General features: G+C 64.3%; 18 protein-coding genes and 1 pseudogene. 12 read left to right on the top strand and 7 right to left on the bottom strand.

Annotation, left to right across the window (positions count from 1 at the left end; genetic code table 11):
• Window positions 1-27 precede the first annotated feature (27 nt).
• A complete protein-coding gene (locus tag BI49514_RS03090) occupies window positions 28-981 on the top strand; it encodes an FKBP-type peptidyl-prolyl cis-trans isomerase (protein ID WP_244195104.1) in 954 nt (317 codons plus the stop codon).
• A 42-nt stretch (window positions 982-1023) separates the two neighbouring features.
• Window positions 1024-1398: an FKBP-type peptidyl-prolyl cis-trans isomerase gene (locus BI49514_RS03085; RefSeq protein ID WP_025778366.1), complete on the top strand. Its 375-nt coding sequence runs from the start codon at window positions 1024-1026 to the stop codon at window positions 1396-1398.
• A gap of 146 nt (window positions 1399-1544) precedes the next feature.
• Here the strand turns inward: BI49514_RS03085 and BI49514_RS03080 are convergent, their stop codons facing one another.
• A complete protein-coding gene (locus BI49514_RS03080; protein ID WP_101544201.1) occupies window positions 1545-2678 on the bottom strand; it encodes a DUF3866 family protein in 1134 nt (377 codons plus the stop codon).
• A gap of 40 nt (window positions 2679-2718) precedes the next feature.
• On the opposite strand from BI49514_RS03080, the gene BI49514_RS03075 reads away from it, so the two are divergent.
• From BI49514_RS03075 to BI49514_RS03055, 5 genes are all read left to right on the top strand, one after another.
• A complete protein-coding gene (locus BI49514_RS03075; RefSeq protein ID WP_244195103.1) occupies window positions 2719-3741 on the top strand; it encodes a helix-turn-helix transcriptional regulator in 1023 nt (340 codons plus the stop codon).
• The gene (locus BI49514_RS03070) at window positions 3725-4612 is read left to right on the top strand and encodes a WYL domain-containing transcriptional regulator (protein ID WP_101544197.1); all 888 of its coding nucleotides are present in this window, start codon (window positions 3725-3727) and stop codon (window positions 4610-4612) included. Before BI49514_RS03075 ends, BI49514_RS03070 begins: the two co-directional genes overlap by 17 nt.
• Before the next feature lie 86 nt (window positions 4613-4698).
• Window positions 4699-4980, top strand: coding sequence for a Sec-independent protein translocase subunit TatA (gene tatA / locus BI49514_RS03065; protein ID WP_101544196.1), 282 nt, complete (start codon window positions 4699-4701; stop codon window positions 4978-4980).
• Window positions 4977-5819 (top strand): twin-arginine translocase subunit TatC, encoded by an 843-nt coding sequence (tatC, locus tag BI49514_RS03060; protein ID WP_338063760.1) that lies wholly within the window; start codon window positions 4977-4979, stop codon window positions 5817-5819. Before tatA ends, tatC begins: the two co-directional genes overlap by 4 nt.
• Window positions 5812-8532, top strand: coding sequence for a DEAD/DEAH box helicase (locus tag BI49514_RS03055; RefSeq protein ID WP_101544193.1), 2721 nt, complete (start codon window positions 5812-5814; stop codon window positions 8530-8532). The genes tatC and BI49514_RS03055 overlap by 8 nt, the downstream gene beginning before the upstream one ends.
• A gap of 54 nt (window positions 8533-8586) precedes the next feature.
• Here BI49514_RS03055 and secA2 read toward each other — a convergent pair whose 3' ends face one another.
• Together secA2 and BI49514_RS03045 are read right to left on the bottom strand one after the other, a co-directional pair.
• Complete coding sequence (secA2, locus tag BI49514_RS03050; RefSeq protein ID WP_101544191.1) at window positions 8587-10848, bottom strand: accessory Sec system translocase SecA2; 2262 nt, start codon at window positions 10846-10848, stop codon at window positions 8587-8589.
• 42 nt (window positions 10849-10890) lie between these two features.
• Window positions 10891-12594 (bottom strand): 5'-3' exonuclease H3TH domain-containing protein, encoded by a 1704-nt coding sequence (locus BI49514_RS03045; RefSeq protein ID WP_244195102.1) that lies wholly within the window; start codon window positions 12592-12594, stop codon window positions 10891-10893.
• A gap of 76 nt (window positions 12595-12670) precedes the next feature.
• On the opposite strand from BI49514_RS03045, the gene BI49514_RS03040 reads away from it, so the two are divergent.
• Both BI49514_RS03040 and BI49514_RS03035 read left to right on the top strand, forming a co-directional pair.
• On the top strand, window positions 12671-13597 hold the full coding sequence (locus BI49514_RS03040) for a metal-dependent hydrolase (protein ID WP_101544188.1): 927 nt from the start codon (window positions 12671-12673) through the stop codon (window positions 13595-13597).
• Between the two features lie 276 nt (window positions 13598-13873).
• The gene (locus BI49514_RS03035; RefSeq protein WP_244195101.1) at window positions 13874-14632 is read left to right on the top strand and encodes a polyprenol monophosphomannose synthase; all 759 of its coding nucleotides are present in this window, start codon (window positions 13874-13876) and stop codon (window positions 14630-14632) included.
• Between the two features lie 127 nt (window positions 14633-14759).
• On the opposite strand, the gene BI49514_RS03030 is transcribed toward BI49514_RS03035, so the two are convergent.
• The gene (locus tag BI49514_RS03030) at window positions 14760-15101 is read right to left on the bottom strand and encodes an RNA polymerase-binding protein RbpA (protein WP_098731087.1); all 342 of its coding nucleotides are present in this window, start codon (window positions 15099-15101) and stop codon (window positions 14760-14762) included.
• A gap of 111 nt (window positions 15102-15212) precedes the next feature.
• A complete protein-coding gene (locus BI49514_RS03025) occupies window positions 15213-15977 on the bottom strand; it encodes a glycerophosphodiester phosphodiesterase family protein (protein ID WP_101544184.1) in 765 nt (254 codons plus the stop codon).
• A 56-nt stretch (window positions 15978-16033) separates the two neighbouring features.
• On the opposite strand from BI49514_RS03025, the gene BI49514_RS03020 reads away from it, so the two are divergent.
• The gene (locus BI49514_RS03020; protein ID WP_101544182.1) at window positions 16034-16357 is read left to right on the top strand and encodes a hypothetical protein; all 324 of its coding nucleotides are present in this window, start codon (window positions 16034-16036) and stop codon (window positions 16355-16357) included.
• 264 nt (window positions 16358-16621) lie between these two features.
• On the top strand, window positions 16622-17455 hold the full coding sequence (locus BI49514_RS17155) for a septal ring lytic transglycosylase RlpA family protein (protein ID WP_101544423.1): 834 nt from the start codon (window positions 16622-16624) through the stop codon (window positions 17453-17455).
• 29 nt (window positions 17456-17484) lie between these two features.
• Here BI49514_RS17155 and BI49514_RS16840 read toward each other — a convergent pair whose 3' ends face one another.
• Both BI49514_RS16840 and BI49514_RS16835 read right to left on the bottom strand, forming a co-directional pair.
• Window positions 17485-18015, bottom strand: a complete 531-nt coding sequence (locus BI49514_RS16840; protein WP_244195100.1) for a helix-turn-helix transcriptional regulator — start codon at window positions 18013-18015, stop codon at window positions 17485-17487.
• A gap of 295 nt (window positions 18016-18310) precedes the next feature.
• Window positions 18311-18421, bottom strand: a pseudogene (locus tag BI49514_RS16835) (HTH domain-containing protein); the annotation flags it as partial.
• A 63-nt stretch (window positions 18422-18484) separates the two neighbouring features.
• Here BI49514_RS16835 and BI49514_RS16830 point away from each other — a divergent pair.
• Window positions 18485-18661 carry a hypothetical protein gene (locus tag BI49514_RS16830; protein WP_244195099.1) on the top strand — a complete coding sequence of 59 codons (177 nt, stop codon included), beginning with the start codon at window positions 18485-18487 and terminating at the stop codon, window positions 18659-18661.
• Window positions 18662-18702 lie beyond the last annotated feature (41 nt).

Raw genomic sequence — 18702 nt, 5'->3', positions numbered from 1 at the left:
CGGCCTCGGCGTGACGAAAGGAAACCAGTGCGCACCAAAGTGCTCAGCGCCATCGCGGCGGGCCTGTTGCTGCTCTCGGCCTGCGGGCAGGGTGATGAGTCAGAGGACTCGAACACGCCCCCGACGTCGGTGGCCGCTCAGGACGCGAAGTCGACCAGTCTCGACGACATCACCGTCGACGGCAAGATGGGGAAGAAACCCAAGGTCAGCTTCGAAGCACCGCTGGTCATGGACAAGACCGAGAAGAAGGTGCTCAAAGAGGGCACCGGCGACAAGGTCGCGGACGGCGAGCAGGTCACGGCACAGATGACGCTGGTCTCCGGGACGACCGGCAAGACCGTCGAATCCAGCTACGATTCGGATTCCGCCGCCGGATTCCCCATGGACAAGTCCCAGATCTCCGAAGGCCTCTACAACGCGCTCATCGACGTCAAGGTCGGTTCCCGCGTGATGATGTCGCTCAACGGCAACGCCCAGCAGGGGGAGGCGTCACAGACGCTCGTCTACGTCATCGACATCGAGGACACGAAGAAGCCGCTGACTCGCGCCGAGGGGAAGAAAGCCGATCAGTCGGACAACCCCGTGACCGTGAAGTGGGCCGATGACGGTGCTCCATCGATCTCGAAGCCGAAGGGCAAGAAGCCGACCGAGCTCGAGTCGTACACGACGATCGAAGGCAAAGGCGACGAGGTCAAGAAGGGCCAAAGCGTCGCCGTGAAGTACTCCGGCTGGCTCTGGGACGACACATCGAAGACCTTCGACTCGAACTGGAAGAAGGACGGACAGCCCCTCGTCGTCGCCCCGGTCGGCGAGGCGCAGGTCATCGACGGCTGGAACGAGGGGCTCGTCGGCAAGAAGGTCGGCGACCAGGTCGTCCTCGTCGTCCCGCCGGACAAGGGCTACGGCAAACAGGGCAACGACTCGATCCCAGGGAACTCGACGCTGATCTTCGTCGTCGACATCCTCTCGGCCCAGGGCTGAGAACGTCCGATATCCCAACAGAACCGACACCAGGAGGAACACATGAGCAAGCAGAAGCCCGAAGTCGATTTCCCCGGCGGAGACGCCCCGACCGAGCTCATCATCACCGATGATGTGATCGGCACCGGCGCCGAGGCGGGACCCGGCGACACCGTGAGCGTGCACTACGTCGGAGTCGCCCATTCCACAGGCGAGGAATTCGACGCCTCGTACAACCGCGGCACCCCGCTGGAATTCCGCCTCGGATCCGGCATGGTCATCTCCGGCTGGGACCAGGGCATCCAGGGCATGAAGGTCGGCGGACGCCGCACCCTGCAGATCCCACCGCACCTTGCGTACGGCGATCAGGGCGCGGGCGGAGTCATCCAGCCCGGAGAGTCGCTGATCTTCGTCTGCGACCTCGAGAACGTGCGCTGAGAATCAGCTGGATGATCAGCACGCGCTGATCGTGCCAGACGACTGTGGCCGGGTTCTTCGGAACCCGGCCACATCTGTCTTCTCTTTCTTCGCCGACGCGGAGGGGGATTCTGCGGAGATGAGGCGGTGACCTGTGTTCGACGCGGTCAGCGGCGGACGAGCCCGGCGGCGCAGCGTCCAGCGGCGGCTGCTGCGAGGAACGACGCAGCATCGGCGGGCAGCTTCCTGCCCATCGTCGACAGACGCACAGGTGAAGTGCGCAGAGCTTCCCACAGCCCCGCCAGATCGATGTCGACGAGATCATGCATCCGGAGTCGATGCAGCTGCTCGGCCACGGTCTCGGCGACGACACCGGGATCCGGGTCCATCTCGGCTCTTTCCGCCTCGGCGAGGGTGGAGAAATCGGGCACCGGTACGGTCATTCCCGGTCGTGCGATCTCACTCAAGGGCGTCAGCGAATGATGGGAGATGCCGAAATGGCGGCCGCGGGCATCGGCGTTCGACATCCGCAGCAGACCGATCGGATGCCCGCCGAGCAGCGCCGCGGCATTGAGATGCTCTCCGGTGACCAGCCCCGAATAGCCGTACTTCGTGCCGGTGCCCAGATTCCCAGGGCCCTGAGCGACGATGGTGATATCGGCACCCATCACGTGCTTGGCCGCGAGCAGCCCCGTGTGGATGGTCACCGCTTCGAGATCTCCGCCCCAAGCCTGGCCTGTGCTGATCACGCCCTTAAGCCAGCCGGCGTCCTTGAGCCCGGCGACGGCCTGAGAGAACGGGGCCGGCAGAGCCGCACCATCACTGAGCACATAGGCCACCGACAACGACGGGTCGACGGCGCGGATGCCGGCAAGCACCGCGGGCAGAGCCGAATGCAGATCGGCCACGACCACCGGCATGCCACCGAGGCTGTCCGCCTCGGCGAGGGTCGAATGGTGCTGCGACTCCTGATCGTCGACGCCGAGGACCATCGTCTGCAACGGCGAATAGCGGTCCTTGACCAGATGACCGGGGCCGTCCGGGGGATCGGCAGGCAACGCATCGGGTAGGGCCACGATGAGACCGAAGCCTCCGGTGCCCAGGCGCTTCGCAAGAGCCGAGACATTGACGATGACGGTGTCCTGGTTCTGCGGATGCCCGACAGCATCGGTATAGGCGACCGCTCGGATGGATCTCACATCGGTGCCGGGCACGGCCTCGTCCAGTTCGACCTCGACCTCTGTGTATCCTGGCCGGGTGGAGCGAATCGCTGCGACGATTCCTTTGCGCCAATGAATCATGGTCCCAAGACTATCGCCCGGCTTAGGTTACGGTGGAATCGTGAATACACCCCGCACCAGCAGACAGAGACAGCAGACCGAACGTCTGATGAATCTGCTGATCGCTCTGCGCGCTTCCCGCGGCTGGGTGTCGCGCAAAACGCTGATGAGCGCCATCGACGGCTATTCCGGACTCGACGAGGTCGCCTTCGACCGCAAATTCTCTCGCGACAAAGAGCTGCTGCGGCACATGGGCATCACCATCGCCACCCGGGCCGAACACGATGCCTACGGTGATGTGGGAGAGACGGGGTATCGGATCTCGACCGCCGACTATGCGATGGGCGACGTCGATCTGACCCCCGCCGAGGTGGCTGCCGTGACCGTGGCCGCCGCGTTCTGGTCGGAGACCGAACTGGGGGAGTCCTCGGCTCAGGCGCTGACGAAGCTGCGTGCTCTCGGCATCGACCTCGGCCAGTCCGCCGCCGGACCGGGAGGCGTCGACCCAGGCACCGCCGCGCACCGACTGGCGAGCGCGAACTTCGCCACAGCCCTTCACCACATCAACGCCCGGGAAGCCGTCGGCTTCCGCTACCACAAACCCGGCCAGAGCGCGAGGAAAGTGCGTCTGGAACCCTATGCTCTGCTCAGCCGCGGTGACCGCGTCTACCTCTTCGGCTTCGACCTCGACCGGCAGGCGCGGCGCACCTTCCGGCTCTCCCGTGTGGAGGGAGGGATCGCGAAGCTCAGCGGCCGTGAACCCGGCGACTATGAGATTCCCGAGGACTTCTCCCCGCAGCTGGCCCTGCAGTCGAGTTCCGAGATGGCCGTCGTCGCCGAGGCGACACTGCGCATCCGTGCCCACCGGGCCGATCCGCTGCGCCGTCGACAGATCCGCAGCGACGGAGACGCCGTGATCATCGGATATTCCGATGTCGAGGGCCTCGCCGCTGAGATCGTCGGCTTCGGGGACGCCGTCGACGTGGTCGATCCGCCCGACCTCGTGCGTGCCGTCGACCGCCGACGCGAAACGATTCGGGACTCGCTCAACCGCTTGGGAGGCACCTGTGTCCTCAGCGCGTGAACGCCTCACCCGGCTGCTCAGTCTCGTGCCCTACCTCGATGCGCATCCCGGGGCGGACCTCGAAGAGACCGCCGCCTATTTCGGCATCGACTCCGACACCCTCATCGATGATCTGCAGCTGCTGTTCGTCACAGGTCGACCCGGACATATGCCCGATGATCTCATCGACGCGTCCTGGGAAGGCGGGCAGATCTTCATCTCCAACGCCGAAGAGGTCTCCGTGCCCGTGCGGCTCAGCGCCGAGGAAGCCGGCGTCCTCGTGCTCGCGCTCGACATGCTCTCTTCCCTGCCCGGACTCGATTCCGACGCCGTGGCCACTGCAGCATCCAAACTGCGTGCAGCGGCAGGAGAGAACCTGCGCACCGCCGTCGATGTCAGCCCCATCGATGCCGACGAAGAGCTGCTGACCGCACTGCGGCAGGCTGTCGAAGAAGGCACGGCGATGAGCATCGACTACTACGTCGGCTCCCGCGACGAACTCACGACCCGGACCATCGCCCCGACCCGGCTCGTACCCGGTGCTGACTGGTACGTCGATGCCTGGTGCTACTCGGCCGGAGCGCCCCGCCGCTTCGCCTTGGGTCGCATCCGTTCCTGGGAACCGGCAGCGCATCCGCCGATGTCGGTCAGTGAGTCGACGACGAGCTCTTACGAAGTCACCCTCGGTCTCTCGGCCGCGGGAGCATGGCTGGCAGATGAACTCGACGTGACGAATCGCGAGTACCTCGACGGCGGTGACACGAGCGTACGCATCCGCCTGCTCGTGCATTCGGTGGATTGGCTCAGCCGGTTCCTGCTCTGCCATGCCGATGTCATCACCGAGATCGACGACACCGAAGCCGTTGCGGCCGCCCTGCGCAGGCTCGGCTGAGACGAAGACTGCGCCCGGATGTGGATGAAAGGCTCAGCCGCAGCGCGTAGAATCATCCACAGCATCAACAATCCAAGGAGCTCCCCATGAAACCAAGTTTCGTGCAGATCGCGATCGTGATCCTCATCATCGTGATCATCTTCGGCGCACCCAAACTGCCGCAGCTGGCCCGAAGCCTGGGACAGTCGATGAAGATCTTCAAGTCCGAAGTCAAGGACCTGCGCGACGACGACGAATCCGGCAAGACCACCGAGCCGGGAGCGCTCAACCAGAACTCCTCGACCGATTCCACCACGGCCACCGGTGAAACCACTGGTACCGAGGAGTCGCGGCGAGAGAAGCAGGACCCGCAGTCTCACGAGAAGTGAAAGAGAACAGCCAGCGGAAGCCATCTCGATCACGGAAGAGCAATCCTGAGAAGAAGATGCCCGTCGTCGGGCACCTCGTCGAGTTGCGCAATCGCGTCATCATCTCCGCCATCGCCATCGCTCTGGGCGCGGTGGCAGGCTGGTTCCTCTACGACCCTGTCCTCGACATCCTCCAAGAGCCGATCCGGACGATCCGTGACAACGGGGGACGGATGGCCGAGATCAACTTTGCCGGAGTCGCCTCTCCCTTCGACCTGAAGATCAAGCTCTCTTTCTTCATCGGTCTCTTCCTCTCCTGCCCCATCTGGCTCTATCAGGTCTGGGCCTTCATCGTCCCGGGACTGAAGCGCAAGGAGAAGCTGTACTCACTCGGATTCCTCGGGGCAGCGATTCCGCTGTTCCTGGCCGGGTCGACCATGGCATTCTTCGCTCTGCCCAATGCGGTGAAGGCACTGACCTCGTTCACCCCCGAGGGCGGCACGAACATCATCCCGGCACAGGACTACCTGAGCTTCGTGATGATCATCATCGTCGTCTTCGGACTCGCATTCGTCCTTCCCGTGCTCATGGTGGGACTCAACATGCTCGGAATCCTGTCGGCGGAGAGGATTAAGAAGTCGTGGCGCATCATCGTCATGCTCGTCTTCCTGTTCGCCGCGATCGCCACCCCGACTCCGGACGCAATGTCCATGTTCTTCCTCGTCATCCCCATGATGACCTTGTTCTGTCTGGCGTGGGTGATCTGCGTCTTCAATGATCGCCGACGTAAGAAGCGCCTCATCGCGCAGGGCCTGTGGGTCGACGAGGACGAACTGACCGACGAAGAGAAGAATGACTGACCCTACGCCGCTTTCGACCGACACTTCCGCCGAAGAACCGCTGAGCCCCTCGGCCGCCTATGCCGATTTCAAGGCGCGCGCGGAATTCGCCCGCACTCCCTTGGGACAGTTCATGGAGCGCACCGAGTTCGCCCTTGATGACTTCCAGATCGAAGCCTGCAGTCATCTGCAGGACGGCGAGGACGTGCTGGTCACAGCGCCGACGGGAGCCGGCAAGACGCTCATCGCGGAGTTCGCAGTGGAGTTGGCCCGCGGCGAGGGCAAACGGGTCTTCTACACGACCCCGATCAAGGCGCTGAGCAATCAGAAGTTCAATGACCTCGCAGAGGTCCATGGGTCGGAGAACGTCGGGCTGCTCACCGGCGACACGTCGATCCGCCGCGATGCGCCGATTATTGTGATGACCACCGAAGTGCTGCGCAATATGCTCTACAACGACGTGTCCGGTCTCTCGGACCTCGGATTCGTCGTCCTCGACGAAGTCCACTACCTCGCCGACCGGTTCCGCGGACCGGTGTGGGAAGAGGTCATCATCCACCTGCCGGACCGTGTGCAGATGGTGTCTCTGTCGGCGACGGTGTCGAATGTGGAGGAGTTCGGGGCCTGGCTGCGGGAAGTCCGGGGACCGACGACGATCGTATCCACGACTCACCGGCCGGTGCCGCTGGTCAACCACGTCCTGGTCGGCCACCGGATGTACGACCTGTTCACGCACAGCGATTCCGACCGCATCGATCCGGCACTCAACCACGCCACTCGCACACACGGGGGACCGCGGTCGAAGCGCGCACGTGCCACCCGTGCCCGGTTCCGCCGTCCCAGCCGCACTCAGGTGGTGGCATCTCTCGCCGAGGCGGCCATGCTTCCGGCAATCATGTTCATCTTCTCCCGCAACGGCTGCGATGAAGCCGTCGAACAGTATCTGAGCACGGGCACCGATCTGAACTCTCGGGAGGAGAAGACGATCGTCAATGCCGCTCTCGAGTCGCTGCGCGACGATCTCGCCGACGAAGACCTCGGCATCCTCGGGTACCACACCTTCCGAGAGGGTCTGCTGCTCGGAGTTGCCGCGCACCATGCGGGGATGATCCCGCAGTTCAAACAGCTCGTCGAAGAACTGTTCTCGCAGGGAATCATCAAGGTCGTCTTCGCCACGGAGACGCTGGCGCTGGGCATCAACATGCCTGCGCGCACCGTCGTGCTCGAAAAGCTCGTGAAGTTCAACGGCGAAGCACATGTGATGATCACCCCGGGGGAGTACACCCAGCTGACCGGACGAGCCGGTCGCCGCGGAATCGACCGCATCGGCCATTCGGTTGTGGTCTGGCACCCGACCATCGAGGTCAGCGAGCTGGCAGCCTTGGCCTCGAACCGCTCCTACGCACTGAATTCGGCGTTCGGGCCGACCTACAACATGACGGCGAATCTGCTGTCGCGAATGAGTTCGGACGAGGCAGCCAAGGTGCTCGAGACCTCCTTCGCCCAGTTCCAGGCCGATAAGGCCGTCGTCGGCCTGGCGCGGAAGGTGCGCAAGAACGAAGCCACGATCGAGGCGTACGAGAAGTCCATGCACTGCGACCGCGGTGACTTCTCCGAATACGCCGGACTGCGCCGGGCGATCTCGGACACCCAGAAGCAGGAGACCCGGACGAAGTCGCGGAACAGGCAGCGCGACATCGTCGAATCCCTCACCGCTCTCAAGATCGGCGATGTCGTCACGATGCCGGCCAAACGCGTCGGCGGACGCGCAGTCATCATCTCTCCGATGAGCAGCAAGGACGGAGTCTCACGACTGCCCACCGTCCTCACAGAGCAGGGCAAGGTGTGGCATCTGCGACCCCACGAGGTGACCGAACCCGTCGCCTCTCAAGGGCGCGTCCGAGTACCGAAGAAGTTCAACCACCGGCAGGCAGGCGACCGCAGGCAGCTGCTGTCCATCCTCGAAGCCGCCGTTGCCGACGGCAGGGTCGATGCGGAAGCCCATTGGGAATCAACCCGAGAGCATCAGGGGGAGAGCACCACTGTCGCCGAACTCCAAGCGCAGATGCGGGCACATCCCTGTCACGACTGCCCGGACCGGGAACTCCACGCCCGATGGGCCAACCGTGCGGACAAGCTCATCCGGGAGAACGATTCGCTCATCGCCCGGATCGAAGGCCGCACCACCTCGATCGCTCTGGTGTTCGACCGAGTCCAGGATGTGCTGCGCGGGCTCGGGTTCGATCCCGAGCACTCGACGATGCTGCGTCGGATCTACGGCGAACGGGATCTCCTGGTGGCACTGACGATCCGCGCCGGATTGTGGGACCGACTCAATGAGCCGGAACTTGCCGCCTTCGCATCGATCTTCGTCTTCCAGTCGCGCAGGGACACCCTGACCGCACATCGGGCTCCGAGCGCCGACCTCAAGGCTGTCTGCGATGAATCGGAGACGATCTGGCGTCGGCTCTTCCACCTCGAAGAACAGCATGCTCTGACCACGACTGACGAACCGGACCGTGGGCTGATCAGACCGATGTACCGGTGGACGGAAGGCAAAACACTGTCGGAATCACTGCGGGGCAGCGATATCGCCGCCGGTGACTTCGTCAGATGGGCCAAGCAGAGTCTCGATCTGCTCGGTCAGGTCGCGGAGGTCATCGATGCGGAGACCGCAGTGCGTGTGCGTCGCACCATCGAAGCCATTCGTCGCGGAGTCGTCGCCGACTCCTGACCGTCACCGCGACTGCGCTCTCCGCAGGGGGAGCGCAGTCGCAGCGTCATCGTCTCAGCGACGGACCTTCTTGACGATGTTCTCGATGTCGGAGCCGAACGCGTTCTCCGTCGTGAGATAGGTCCACGTCGACGACGGGCGTTTGAGTCCGTGCGACTCGAGGTCGATTCCCTCATCGGTGATCGTCGCTTCCTCGACCGTCGACTTCGAATCGTCGATGACATCGGACCAGAACGATGAGAAGACGCGAATCGACTCGGTGTTGAACGCCTCGTGCGGCTTCTCCCTGGCGAATGTGCGCAGGTGAATGCCCTCACGCAAATCGTTGAGGAAGGCGAGGTGATCGACCCAACGCGCGTCGAGGTGGAAGAGCATGACCTCTCGCAGCACCGAGTCCAGCAGCTCCTCGGAGTGGTCCTGCGCGATCTCATCGGCACGGTCGCCGAGCTCCTTGCGCAGCTGTTCGACGGGCTCGTCGTCTTTGCGGATCTCGGCTCGGCGCTCAAGGACGAGCTCGCGCTGTTTAGCCATGAGCTCATTGAAGCGCCAGGTGTCACGATGCAGTGCGGTGTTCTGTCCCTCAGCGATGCGCTGAGCGTGTTCGACGAGGCCGAGCGCGCGCTTGGATTCGATGAGGCCCGTCTCATCACCTTCGGAGACGAAGCGTTGGATTTCGGGAACCCTGGTGACCAGTTCGTCTTCGAGGCTGGTGAAGAACACGGACGTGCCGGGATCGCCTTGACGACCTGCGCGACCGCGCAGCTGGTCATCGAGTCGCGATGACGGATAGCGACCGGCACCGATGACGAGGAGGCCCCCGGCGTCAGCGACCTCGTCGTCGGCCAGTCGGATGTCCGTTCCGCGTCCGGCCATCTGTGTCGACACCGTCACCGCACCGGGTGCACCGGCTTTCGCGATGATCTCTGCTTCCCGGGAATCGTCCTTGGCGTTGAGGACGGCGACGTCGATTCCGCGTTCGGTCAGCCGTTCGGCCAGCGACTCGCTCTCGGCCACCGAGGAGGTTCCGATGAGAACGGGACGGCTGCGGGCATGATGGTCGGCGACCTCTTCGACGATCGCTCGTTCCTTCGACTCCTGATAGGTGAACAGGCGGTCGGGTTCGTCGACTCGGATCACGGGCAGGTGCGTGTCGATGGGCACGATCTCCAGCCCATAGAATTCGCGCAGATCGTCCCCGACGGCCAGGGCGGTGCCGGTCATTCCGCAGACGGTCCGATAGCCGTGGATGAGCTCTTCGACCGTCATCTGATCGAGGATCTCACCGCTGTCGGTGGCGTCGAGGCTCTCCTTGGCTTCGACCGCGGCTTGGAGCCCGTCCGGCCAGCGCTGGAGTTCGGCGACGCGGCCTCGCGACGAGGAGATGAGTTTGATCCGTCCATCGACGACGAGATAGTCGACATCGCGTCTGACCAGCGCCCGGGCGTGGAGTGCCAAGTTGACGGCGGCCAGAGTCTCGGAGTCCTCTCCGAAGAGTTCGACGTCGAGTTCCTCCTCGACCCGGTCGACCCCGGCGTCGGTGAGTGAGACGGCATGCCTGTCGGCGCTGACCTCATAGTCGGTGTCCGGGCTGAGCCGGGACACGAGCGCTGCGATCGCGGCGTCGGTGTCCTGGACACTGGAAGAACCGGCGAGGACGAGCGGCACACGCGCTTCGTCGATGAGCACGGAGTCGGCTTCATCGACGATGACGACATCGCGTTCGGGAACCCGCTGATCGGCATCCTCTGTCAGGAACCGGTCACGGAGGACATCGAAGCCGACCTCGGTGACGGAGGCGTAGACGACCTCGGAGCGATAGGCTTCACGGCGTTCGCCGTCGCCCTGCGCACCGGAGATCGCGGCTGACTTCACTCCGAGGAGGTCGAACAGGGGCTTCATCCAGTTGCGGTCACGGACGGCGAGGTAGTCGTTGACGCTGACGACGTGCACGCGTCGCCCCTGCAGTGCGTAGCCGGCTGCGGCCAGCGCACCGACGAGGGTCTTGCCCTCACCGGTGGCCATCTGCACGATGCTGCCCTGGAGCAGGCCGATGAGTCCGCGAAGCTGTGTGTCATAGGCGCGTTCGTCCAGAACCCGCTCACCGGCTTCGCGCGCCAGAGCGCAGTAGCGGATGAGCGTCTGCTGCTGGGTGCCCGAAGCGAAGACCTCGCCGGCAGCCTCCGTGAGTTCGGCATCGCTGAGCTCGGAGAATTCGCGCCCGGCCGCGTCCAGATCGTCGACGGCGCGCTCGAACCAACCTGTCGTCTTCTCCGCATGAGAGCCGGGTCGGTTGAGCAGGCGAGAAAAGAATCCCATTGTCGTCCTTCGTCGTTTGTACGTCGGTGTCGAGTCTAGCGTTCAGGACATGGGCCACGAACCGTCGACGACGGCTTCGGCGTTGCCCTTCTTCCGCAGCCAGGCCTGCAGCCCTGCCGCCTGTGACCGCTTCCAATCGGCCTGTGCGGCCATGATCTCATCGTTGCTCATCGCGGAGATTTCCGTCGACTTTTCGGCCAATGCTCGGGAAATGTCCAGAGCGGCCAGAGCGTCGGCGGCAGCATCATGGGCGTCGAGGAGTTCGACTCGGTAGGTCTTCGCCGTCTCGATGAGCGTCCGTTTGCCCTTGCGGTAGGGATCGATGTGCTTGTCGACGACGAAGGTGTCGACGATCGTTGGGATGATCGAGGGGAAATCGATGTCCGGGCGGTGGCGGGCCACCTCGGTGGCCATCACACTGAGGTCGTAGACGACGTTGTGCCCCACGATGATGGCGCCCTCTTCTCTCAGCGCGGCGAATTCTGCGCACAGCTCGCTGATGACCTGGGTGGCGGCCGCTCCGTTGGCCTGAGCGAATTCGGTGGTGATGCCGTGGACCGCCCGCGCCGATTCGGGAATCTCGATGCCCGGATCGGCCAGCCACGTGCGCACATGATCCGCAGCGTCGACGAAGGCGGCGGTGACGATGCGGGCAGTGGCCGGTTCGACTCCGGTGGTCTCGAGGTCGAAGCCGACGAGCCGAGACTGAGCCCACGAACCGGCGTTCCCGCTCCGGGGTGTCGACTCAGCTGACTCGGCAGACTCGGGTGACGCGGACGCCGTTGCGGTGCGCCCAGGTGCCGCGGAGTGTGCAGATGCCGCACCGGCGGTCCCCGACACGGATTCGAGAGCACCAATGAGATTGTCGACGGAGCGGCGGATGTTCTGCCCCTCGGCCGCAGCTTCGACCGCGTCGCGGTCGAAGCTGTGCGGGACGGTGTCGAGGTCGATGCCGTGATCGACATCGGTCAGGCAGCGCATAACCTCCAGAGTCTTGTACAGACTCTCCTCGACCTCGATGATCGTTGCGGCTCGCCTGGGACTGAGCCCCCCGGTCTTCACCCCGGCCTTGGCGGCCTTCACGATCGATTCGAGGGAGCCGAAGTTCTCCAGCAGGGTCGCGGCGGTCTTCTCCCCGATGCCAGGTGCGCCGGGAAGCCCGTCGGAAGGATCGCCGCGCAGAGCGGCGAGCTCGCGATAGCGGGCGCCGTCGGGCACTCCGTAGGCCGTCGGCAGGTCGGTCTGCGCCAGGGCTTCCCACTCGCCGCCTTTCCGAGGGCGCAGTACGCTGACTTCGGCGGACGAGTCGAGCAGAGCCAACAGATCGCGGTCGGGGGAGACGATGACCACAGGGGTCCTCGACTGGGCGGCCATCGTGGCGATGACGTCATCGGCTTCGGTTCCGGCCACCTCGGCGATGGGAATCCCCGCGGCCGTGAGGACGCGGTTCATGATCGGCAGCTGCACGGCCAGCTCCGGTGGGATCTCCGTGCCGGCTTCCTCGTCCTTAACACGTGCCGCCTTGTACTCGGGCATGATCGCGGTGCGGAAGGCCGGACGCCAATCCGCGTCCATCGTCGCGATCACACGATCGGTGTCGAACCGGCGCACCATCTGGGCGACGGTGTCGAGGACCCCTCGAACGGCGTTGACCGGGTGACCGTCGGCGTTGACGATCGAATCCGGCACCGAATAGAAGGCGCGGTAGTACAGGGCTGGAGTATCGAGCAGAACCAAGGGCTTCACATCAGGTGACGATACCCGACCCTTCTGACACAGGTGTAGCCGCAACGGCCGACGGTGTAGCCTGTCGGCTGTGACTATGTACTTTGGTGGAGATGTTTACAGCAGTGTCGACCCGTTTGCGACGGCGCTGGGATCTGCGGACGGGAAGGTCTCGTTCATCGGTTCCGATGAAGCGGCCAAGGCTCTGGACCCGGAGGCGATCGACCTCGGTGAGGACTTCCTCACCCCGGGCTTCGTCCATGCCGGGCTGATCGTGGACGACTCGGCCCCGTCGGCCGCCGACCTGTACGCACAGGGGTTCACCCATGTGCACGCGATCGGCACCGCCGAGGCGGTCGCCCGCTTCGCCGCCGACGCCCCGGAAGCGCTGTCGATCGTCGACTACCCGCAGCTGGACTCCGGTTCTGCCGGGACCCGTCGCGCCTCGATCACCGCCGCTGACCTGCTCGGACTCGAGGAGCTGCCGGCACTGAGCCTCTTCATCCTCGTCGCATCGGACGACCAGCTCACCGAGGTGCTCGAGACCCTGCGGGCCGATGCCGCTCATGCCCAACGCCACGGGTACCGTCTGCGCCTGGACTTCGCCGTTCCGGACGATCAGGTCGAAGCCCTCGGTCGCAGCGGAATCGCCATCACCCTCGACCCGGCTCGCCCGCAGCCGTTGGCTCAGCTGCTCGCAGCAGGGGCGCAGGTGTCCTTCAGCCATTCCGAGACCTCGCCTTGGGCAGGAGTGCGGGATGCCGTCGTCGGCGACGGAGGAATCGGCGCCCGTGCGGCCTTCAACGCTGCGACCCGCTTCGCCCACCGTGCGGCTGGCAATCCCGAAGGCGGAGTGCTCGCCCCCGGTGCCGATGCCGATATCGTGCGCTGGAAGGTCGAACGGCTCGTCGTCCAGGTCGCCGACCCGCGCGTCGCAGCCTGGAGCACCGATCCGCGGTCGGGTACACCGGGGCTGCCCGAATTGTCTCCCGATGTGGCACTGCCCACCCGGGTGGAACTCTGATCTGAAACCGATGCTTCGGCCTGTCCAGCCGACACGCCGATAGACTGAAAATTTCGGTTTCTAATTAAGCCTCTGACCTGCAGTTTCAGCCATCAGCCCAGGTCACAGCGATTTTGCAAAGTCTCCGGCGGCCACTAGATTCGACGTGAACATTCCGCTTGACGTGGGATGGAGTCGGCACTCCCGTCAATAGATAACTCGCTGCTGCGGCAGCGTGGTCCGAAGGCGGGGGTGTCGACTCATTGTCTGGGGCGAGTTTCCCGTATCGTGGAGTCCGTGCTTTCCAAGATTCTTGTCGTCATCCCCACCTTCAACGAACGTCTCGCCCTCCCCGTGACATTGGCCGGACTGTTCGAACAGCAGCCCGAAGTCGACGTCCTCATCGTCGACGACAGCTCTCCCGATGGAACTGGCGAGTGGGCCGATGAGCAGGCTGAGCAGGATCCCCGCATCAACGTCCTCCACCGCAGCGAGAAGTCGGGCCTCGGAATGGCCTATATCGCTGGATTCGAATGGGCATTGGACCGCGACTACGAGATCATCTGCGAGTTCGATGCCGACGGCTCCCACCGCTCACTCGACCTGGGGCAGCTGCTCGATGCCGCGGCAGAAAGGCGAGGGGACCTCATCATCGGCTCACGGTGGGTGCCAGGCGGCGAGGTCGTCGACTGGCCGAAGTCGAGATATTTCCTCTCCCGCGGCGCGAATGTCTACGTCAACGCTGTCATGGGTTTGGGAGTCAAAGATGCGACTGCCGGTTTCCGCGCGTACAACCGCGCTGTGCTCGAGGCACTCGATCTCTCCGGTGTGCAGTCGCAGGGATACTGCTTCCAGATCGACATGACCTACCGGACCGTGGAGGCCGGATTCCGTGTCGCCGAGGTGCCCATCGTCTTCGTCGAACGCGAGCTCGGCGAATCAAAGATGAGCGGCTCGATCATCTCCGAGGCGTTCACGAAGGTCGCCGGCTGGGGCCTGACCCGCCGCCGCAGTCAGCTGCGCCGTCTGCTGACCCGCTCCAGCCCCACCACCTAACCAACCCCTCTTACTACCTGACGGCGGCCCAGCAACCTCGCGCGAGGTTGCTGGGCCGCCGTCAGGTAGCAATAAGGGGTGCAGGTCGGTTGACCTGCACCCCTTATGGGTTCCTGTTGCGGCTGATTCAGCTCTGAGCCGGAACCTCACCGCGACGGATTGCGAGGCGCTCGTCGAGGAGCACCTGGAGTTCGTCGAAGGATCGGCGTTCCAGGAGCATGTCCCAGTGGGAACGCACATGCTTGACGGGTTCGCCATCGGGTTCGTTGACTCCGACGCGGACACCGATGCCGTGGATTCCCGAATCCCAGGTCGAGGGGACTTCGGCTTCGATGGAGAACGGCACCTTGAAACGGGTCCCGTCTTCGCATTCGAATTCGACCATCTGGCGGGGTGCCGGCTCGACGCCCTCTTCGGTTTCGAGGCTGCGCGAGCCCAACTGTGTTCCGCGGAGACTGCGTTCGCTCATATCTAAGACCTTCCGACTCGACTGCACACCTTGGACGCAATGCAACAGTCTACCGTGATCGAATATTCCTCGCCGACCGGGAGGGATCCATTCCTCGACCGGGTTCTCGATTCAGCCGTGTCGGCCTGCCAGCACCGAGAGGCCGAGTTCGACATCATCGGTGACGATCCCGTCGATACCGAGGTCGAGCAGCCTCCGCATCGTCGCCTCGTCGTTGATTGTCCAGACGTGGACGAGCAGCCCTGAGCGGTGAGCCCGGTCGACGAAATCCGCTGTGACCACGGGGACCCGTCTGAACGAGACCGGAACCTGGAGAGCGTCGGCTCCGGGCGGGAGGGGAACAACCCCGTGATCGGGAATTCCAGGCAGTCGACCGAGGGCGAAGAGGGCGGTCTCCGTCGTCCCCGTCGACGTCCGCACACCGGGCAGAGCTATGCGCAGCCGGCGGAGCGTTGCGGAATCGAAGGAAGCGAGGCGGATGCGGTCGGCGGCATGGAAATTGTGAACGAAGCGGATCATCGGACCGATGCTGTGAGCGGCTTTGACATCGATGTTCCATCGCACCTTCGGAAGTGCTTCCACCAACGCCTTGAGGCGGGGGAGCCGACCCCCTGCGAGGAGTTCAACTCGGTCGAGCTCGGCTGCCGGCAGTTCCCGAATGGTGTGGTCCAGTCCGGCAATGCGAATGAGGTCGGCATCGTGCGCGGCAAAGAGGACGCCGTCAGCGGAGGCGTGGACGTCGGTCTCCATCCACTCGACACCGACCGCCGCCGCAGCGGCGAAGGCCTCAAGGGTGTTCTCACTCATCCCCGGCCACAGGCCGCCTCGATGTGCGATGATCTCTGGGTCCGCGATGACCTCCCGCTGGGAATTCATGGTCCAATCCTAACCAGGGTGTTGATTTCACCGAGGCTGTGTTCAAGGATGGAGCCATGAGCTCACACCGCGAACCCATCGAACCCGACGACGTCATCGACGCGACCGCGAAGACCCCGACCGAACGCGCCCGCCGGGCCGCCGGACGCGCTTACAGCGTTGCGAGCACCGGTGTGAAGAACGCGCGTGAGGCGGCCTCGACCTCTCGCCTCATCGAAGCCACCGAGAACAGCGTCAACCGTGCACTGGGAAGCGTTTCTCACGCGATCGATGACGCTGTGCGCAGCGGCAAGGTCGAACGAGCCTTCGACCGGGCGCAGGAGACCGTGACGACGGGAGCCGACAACGTCCGGAAGCTGGTGACGCGCAAGTCCCGCTGACCGGGCAGACTCCACCGGCCTGGATCTGCGCAGCTCGCGCACCGCGTTCGAGAGGCGGCGGTTGACCAACTCTCGCCGAAGCACTCAGTGAGCAGACTCTCATCCATGTGGCACACCGTTTCGGTGTGCCACATTGCTTTTGTAACAGTTCCTTAACTAGAATTTGTGAAGATAACGATCAGATAACTTGGAGTTTCTCCTCGAGCGCACTGCTGCGAGAGGTCTTCCCATTGCATCTCCGAGTTGCCGAGACACTCTCTGATGATGACGAGGAACACCACTGTGGGCAGACACTCAGCACCGAGCACCAAGAAGACCGGCTCGATCTTCTCAGCGCTGACGGCGAAGAAGAAGACCGGACGCCACGGACCGATCGACCGTCAGAACACCGCCGGGGGAGTGCTGGCGGCAGTGCGCACCCGTCCGGTGCTCTCCGCCTTCATCGTGCCGACCGCCGCAACGGCAGCCGTCGTCGCTTCGAGCCTCGCAATGGTGCCCAATGATTCCTCCTCGGGCGGCCAGGTCGTGGCCGAAGCGCCCGCCGAAGCCCCCGCCGTCGCCGTCTCCGAACCGACGAAGGCCGCAGATGAATTCCTCGCCAAGGCGAAGAAGCAGGCCAAGGAGAAGCCCGCAGAAGTCACGATCGACACCCATATCGAGACACCCAGCCCCGAGCCGTCGAAGACCGCAGACAAGAAGGAAGAGGACTCGACCGGCGGTGGAGAATCTTCTGGCGAGGAGGGTTCGGCTGGCGGCTCCGCGGATGAGAACGACGGACCGTCGAACTCCGGGAAGTCGGCCGGGGAATCCGGCAGCTGCCCCATGTCCTACTACGGCGGCGGTGACGGATTCGACGGCCGTCCGACTGCAAACGGTGAGAAGTTTGATACGAACAAGCTCACCGCGGCCCATAAGACCCTGCCGTTCGGTTCCAAGGTGAAGATCACGAACAGCGCGAACGGAAAGTCCGTGACGGTGCGCGTCAACGACCGCGGCCCCTACCACGGCAATCGGTGCTTCGACCTGTCCAAGGCCGCCATGGAAGCCGTCGGCGGCGTCGGCGCCGGCCAGATCAACGGCAAGTACGAAGTGCAGTGACCCCACCGGTGAGCTGCTGACTGCTCACATCACTCAATGAGCTCCGCCGCGGCCCGTGCACGATCGTGCAGGTCGCGGCGGAGCTGTTTTGGTGAGAGGACCTCGACGCCGGGCACGGTGACGAGCTGACTGACAGCCACCTCGTCGGGTTCCATGGGAAGGTCGATCTCGATGGTGTCGCGATCCGTCCGCCCCGCGTTGACGGCATCCTCGGTGAGTCGGCCCGGAATCGTACGCAGAAGGCCATCGATCTGGGCCACGGGCAGCCGCAGTCTCACACGAGTTCGACGGATCGAGGCGTCGAATTCGGCCTGCGCACCCGTCCAGTAGGCCGCGAGGTCGAAATTCGGTGGGGGAGTGCAGCGGAGGAATCGCAGCTCGGGCGAGCCGATCCGTGAGACTCGATAGGTTCGAGGCCTGCCTCCCGGCGGCTGAGCCGCGAGATACCAGCGACCGGCCTTGACGACGAGCCCCCAGATGCAGAAGCGTGCGCGATCGCAGACCGTTCCGTCCGCGATACGCGACCTGCAGTCCCCGCTGAGTGCGCAGTGCGGTGACAATGAGGTCGAGCTGCTCGGGATTCTCCTCAGCCATGAACCAGTCCGGCCCGTCGACGAGGATGATCTGCGAGAACGCCGATGACGATTCGGTGAGAACTTTCGCTCGCGCCCAGGCCAACGCGGACGAGAAGCCGAGATCTGCCGCAGCATGGGAGCCGATGAGGAGGGAATCGAGTTTGTCCCTGGTCAGACCCGCCACAGGCGAGACCCAGTCGCCGAGGAGGCTGATCTCGCCGCCGGGCCCCGCCTCGGTGACGACGAAAACGCCCATCCGCGACAGCTCACCGAGGTCACGGTAGATCGTCCGCTCGGTGACCTCGAGACGTCGCGCGAGATCGGCTGCCGTGATCGGCCGCGAACGCGCACCGAGGATGACGATCTCCGAAACGAGGCGAGCAGCTTTCATATTTCTGAGAACAATGAAGGACACTGACACGAGATGTCAGTGGAAGCCGATGAGACTGGTTCCATGAATACACCGACACCGGAATCAGCTCACGCCGCCGACCCTGCCGACTTCGCTCCGTTCTCCCACCGTGCACTGAGCGGCAAGGTCGCCCTCGTCGCCGGGGCCACCCGAGGAGCCGGCCGCGCCATCGCCCGCGATCTCGCACGCGCCGGCGCCTTCGTCCACTGCACCGGCTGATCGACCCACGGGCGTCCCTCCGACTACGGACGCACAGAGAC

The organism is Brevibacterium iodinum ATCC 49514, from assembly GCF_900169265.1.
In the GTDB taxonomy this organism is placed as follows: domain Bacteria; phylum Actinomycetota; class Actinomycetes; order Actinomycetales; family Brevibacteriaceae; genus Brevibacterium; species Brevibacterium iodinum.
Note: the sequence above shows the minus strand (reverse complement) of the source record. Positions and strands in the feature narration are given on the sequence as shown.

Excerpts from the sequence above, each read along its gene's own strand:
- BI49514_RS03085 (WP_025778366.1), top strand. The coding sequence starts at position 1,024 with ATGAGCAAGCAGAAGCCCGAAGTCGATTTCCCCGGCGGAGACGCCCCG.
- BI49514_RS03055 (WP_101544193.1), top strand. The coding sequence starts at position 5,812 with ATGACTGACCCTACGCCGCTTTCGACCGACACTTCCGCCGAAGAACCG.
- BI49514_RS03030 (WP_098731087.1), bottom strand. The coding sequence starts at position 15,101 with ATGAGCGAACGCAGTCTCCGCGGAACACAGTTGGGCTCGCGCAGCCTC.
- BI49514_RS16830 (WP_244195099.1), top strand. The coding sequence starts at position 18,485 with ATGAATACACCGACACCGGAATCAGCTCACGCCGCCGACCCTGCCGAC.
- BI49514_RS17155 (WP_101544423.1), top strand. The coding sequence starts at position 16,622 with ATGACGAGGAACACCACTGTGGGCAGACACTCAGCACCGAGCACCAAG.
- BI49514_RS03020 (WP_101544182.1), top strand. The coding sequence starts at position 16,034 with ATGAGCTCACACCGCGAACCCATCGAACCCGACGACGTCATCGACGCG.
- tatA (WP_101544196.1), top strand. The coding sequence starts at position 4,699 with ATGAAACCAAGTTTCGTGCAGATCGCGATCGTGATCCTCATCATCGTG.
- BI49514_RS03040 (WP_101544188.1), top strand. The coding sequence starts at position 12,671 with ATGTACTTTGGTGGAGATGTTTACAGCAGTGTCGACCCGTTTGCGACG.
- BI49514_RS03025 (WP_101544184.1), bottom strand. The coding sequence starts at position 15,977 with ATGAATTCCCAGCGGGAGGTCATCGCGGACCCAGAGATCATCGCACAT.
- secA2 (WP_101544191.1), bottom strand. The coding sequence starts at position 10,848 with ATGGGATTCTTTTCTCGCCTGCTCAACCGACCCGGCTCTCATGCGGAG.
- BI49514_RS03080 (WP_101544201.1), bottom strand. The coding sequence starts at position 2,678 with ATGATTCATTGGCGCAAAGGAATCGTCGCAGCGATTCGCTCCACCCGG.